The organism is Streptomyces alkaliphilus (genome assembly GCF_014141535.1).
Lineage (GTDB): Bacteria > Actinomycetota > Actinomycetes > Streptomycetales > Streptomycetaceae > Streptomyces > Streptomyces alkaliphilus.
Map to the genome: position 1 here is coordinate 1 of NZ_VKHT01000637.1, position 3,054 is coordinate 3,054.

General features: G+C 74.5%; 2 protein-coding genes. Both read left to right on the forward strand.

The window, feature by feature from the left end:
* Positions 1-1,203 (forward strand): hypothetical protein (locus FNQ90_RS17795; protein ID WP_228471351.1); only part of this gene is annotated, 1,203 nt, incomplete at its 5' end.
* A 100-nt stretch (positions 1,204-1,303) separates the two neighbouring features.
* A partial coding sequence (locus FNQ90_RS17800; RefSeq protein ID WP_182607291.1) for a hypothetical protein occupies positions 1,304-3,054 on the forward strand: 1,751 nt, incomplete at its 3' end.

The window sequence follows — 3,054 nt, forward strand, 5'->3', positions numbered from 1 at the left end:
GCGCTCGGGGCCGCGTCCCGGGCCGCCCCCGGCCGGGCCGTGCGGCCCGGCGGCGGAAGCACCGGGCGGTCGAAAGCGGCCGGGGTGTCGGTGCCGCCCTCCCGGCGCGGTTCCCCAGCCGCGCACGGCTCGACCGCCCGGGCCGGGGGTGGTGGCTCCCGGTCCGGTCGCGGCGGGCACCGCGCGGCTTCGGGGCCGTTGTCGCAGGTGCGGCGGTTGCGGCGGGAGCGGGCCGGAGTCGACCGAGCCGGTGCCCGGCAGCAGCTCGCCGCGCAGCGCCGTCGGGTGGCCGATGACCGCCGGGCGCTCAAGGCCGCCCGGCACCGGGCCCGCTCGGTGCGGCTGGGCAAGGCCGTCCACCACGGCGGCGCGGCCGGCAGGACGGCCCGGGCGTTGCAAGCGGCGCGGTTGTCCGGGCGCGAGCGTCGGGACCGTCGCGCCGACGCACGGGTGGCCGCCGCCCGGCAGCTGGTGCGCTGTGCGGCGGCCCGGCGCCGGATGCGCAAGCGGCTGGTGGCTTCCTGGTTGCGCTACCGGGCCCGGACCCTGACCGCCGCCGGTCTGGCCCTGCCCTTCGGGGTGCTGGGTCTGGTCACCACGCCGCTGGGCCGTCGTCTGGGCTGGGTCTGGTTGCAGTACCCGGGACGCCGCCTGTACGGGCGGCTGACCACCGGCGCCCGTGAGGCCCACCTGCAACGCGCCTTGGCGGTGCGCGAGCGGGCCATGGACGAGTCCCGCGCGAGCACCGATCCGAACGCCGAAGAGATCGCCGACCGGGTGCCGCGCGCCCCGCGTCACCACACCACCTCGATCAAGGGAGCAGACGTGTCGGAGAACACCGAGAACAGCGGACCGGGGTTCCTGTTCGACGAGTCGGCGAGCGCCATGGAGAGCGCCGCCCAGGCCTACGAGCCCGACGGGATGATGCACGTCCTGGCCACCTGTGAGGCCATGCCCACCGCCTTGCAGTCGGTGGCCAACACCTTCCAAATCCTCGCCGAGCGCGCCGACTCCGAGTTCCCGCTGGAGAAGGAGGTCGGGGAGGCGCTGACGGAGGTCTACACCCACCTGATGCTCGCGGTCAGCGCGGCCGGGGAGGTCGCCACCACCTTCCGGACCGTCCACGAACAGGACATCCGCCGCCACGAGGACCCCCGCAACAACGCCGAGCACAAGTGGGACACCACCAACAACCAGCCCTGACCAAGCGCCACACCCCCACGGGTGAGGGGCGGTTCCGAAGCCTTCGGAACCACCCCTCACCCGTTTTCCACCGCCCTCTTTCCCCGGTTCTGGAGCCGTGATGAGCGATCACCACCGACTCAACCTCACCCACCTTCCCGACGAACCCAACGACAAGAAGCGCCGTGGTGGTGGCCGCCGCCGCTCCCCGCAGGCACCGCCGATCGACTGGGCCGCGCCGCACGGTCCGGTCTCCGGGGCGTTGTCGGTGACCACCGGCGCCGGGGCCGCCGCCCTGCTGGGGGCGGCCGTCGGTGCCCCGCCGGTGCTGCCGCTGGCCGTCGGCGCGGCCGGGGCGATCGGCCACGGCATCGGGCACTCGCTGTTCCGGCGGCTGACCGCCCGCACCCTGGCCACCCGCACCGCGTCCTGGCTGCTGGCCGGGGGCTGGACCGCCTGGGCGATGGCCACCGGCCCGCTGTCCTGGGCGGCGGCCGGGTCCCTGACCGTGCTCGGGGTCGGGGTGGCCGCCGCGGCCTCCAACGCCGCCGTCTTCGAGGAGGCCGCCGAGGCCGAGCGGCTGACCGCCGACGCCCGGCGGGCCGCCGCCGAACTGTCCGCCGAACGCCGGTCCATCGCCACCGAGTGGGAGGAGCGCATCTCCCGGGTGTGCCGTATCCCGGTGCGGGTCTTCGCCGTCGAGCACTGGAGGTCGGGCGCCGGGTACTCCCTCGCCGCCGAGCTGCCCGGCGGCGGCGCGACCTGGGACCAGATCGCGCGTTCCGCCCGCGCCCTGGCAACCGATGCCCGCCTTCCCCTGGGCTGCACCGTCGGTGTCGAGGAGGGCGACCTGCAAGGCCGGGTGGTGTTGGACGTGGCGACCCGCAACGTCATGCGCGAGACCATCGACTACCCCCGCGACCACACCCCGCTGTCGATCCTCACCGGGATCCCGTGGGGTGTGCGGCCCACTGGTGAGGAGATCCGGGTCTTCCTGCGCGAGGCGTGCGCGTTGATCCTCGGTCCGCCCGGCTCGGGCAAGTCCACCTTCATGGATGCCGTGATCGCCGGGTTCGACCGCTGTGTCGATGTGTTGACCTGGGTCATCGATCTGAAGGCCGGAGCGGTCGGCATCCCCTGGACCCGCCCCTGGCTCGAAGCAGAGGGTCGCGTCGATCCGCTGCCGGGCACCGAGCGGGCCCCGGAGGGCACCCGGCCGGGCATCGACTGGCTGGCGTCCACCCCGGCCGAGGCGGTGTTGATGCTGGACGCGCTGCTGGCCGTCAACGCCGCCCGTCAACAGGCGTACCAACGGCTGATGGCCGAGCACGACACCACGTTGCTGCCCATCGGCCCCGACCTCCCGCAGATCATGCTGATCGTGGACGAGGGCGCCGAGGCCCTGACCGCCACTCACAAGGACCCGGCCCGCAAGGCGGTCGGGGAGAAGCTGCGGCAGGTCATGCGCACCACCCGCGCCATGGGGGCCCGGTGCGTGCTGACCGCCGTCGACGGCAACGTCTCCGCGATCGGCGACACCCAGGTCCGCAAGTTCTCCCCCGTCGGCGTCGCCCTGACCTCCGGCGAATCGGTGGGCAACAACCTCGGCAAGCTCTTCCCCCGCGCCCGCGTCGACACCGCCCAGCTCACCGCCAAGGGAGCCGGGGTCATCGGTGACGCCGGGGCCGAGGGCTTCGCCCCCACTCCCTTCAAGGGCTGGAAGACCGGCCCCGCCATGGTCCGCGCCGTCATCCTGGCCACCAACCACACCCGGCCCGCCCTCGACCGGGTGTCCGCCGAAGCGGCCGGGGCCGCCTACGCCGAGCGCTGGTCCGAGGCCCGTGCCGGATGGCTGTGGAACACCTCCGGTCC